This window comes from Agromyces humi (genome assembly GCF_009720255.1).
Classification (GTDB): Bacteria; Actinomycetota; Actinomycetes; order Actinomycetales; family Microbacteriaceae; genus Agromyces; species Agromyces humi.
In genome coordinates this window covers 1-589 of record NZ_WJSP02000765.1, presented here as the reverse complement: position 1 = coordinate 589, position 589 = coordinate 1, and the positions used below count along the sequence as shown (strand labels likewise).

1 protein-coding gene is annotated in these 589 nt (G+C 73.5%); it reads right to left on the bottom strand.

What is annotated here, in order from left to right:
- On the bottom strand, positions 1-589 hold a 589-nt coding region (locus tag GH736_RS24065), incomplete at both ends, for a YidC/Oxa1 family membrane protein insertase (protein WP_159607619.1).

Genomic DNA, 589 nt, shown 5'->3' with positions numbered 1-589 from the left:
AGCGGATACACGCGCCGCAGCACGAGCCGCTGCCCGAGGGTCCACGTCACCGTGACGAGCAGGTAGAGCGCCGCCGCGAGCGGCACGAACGCCGCGATCACCGCCGTGACGAACTGGAGGAGGCCGACCAGGCGGAGCATGGCCGCCGAGCCGAGCACCGCGGCCGCGGCATCCGTCCCCGATGCGGCGTCGCCAGGACGTGCAGCGGGTCCGTTCTGCGGCGTCGGCTGCGGGCGGAAGGCACGGCGCGTGAGCTCGCCGACGAGCGCGATCGAGCCGATGACGGCCCCGAAGACCAGGAGCGCACCGGCGGTGAGCGTGCCCGAGACGATCGAGCCCGCGAGGCTGGAACCCAGCGGCACGCCGAACAGGGTCTGCTCGAGCAGCGCGTTCGGATGGCCCGCGATCGTCGGCAGCACGAACAGCGCATAGATCACGCCGACGATCGGCGCCTGGATGAGCATCGGCAGGCAGCCCGCGAACGGCGAAGCGCCCTCGTCGGCGTAGAGCGCCATGGTCTCGCGCTGCAGGCGCTCGGGGTCCTTCGCGTGGCGGCGGCGCAGCTCGGCGAGGCGGGGCGCAAGCCGAG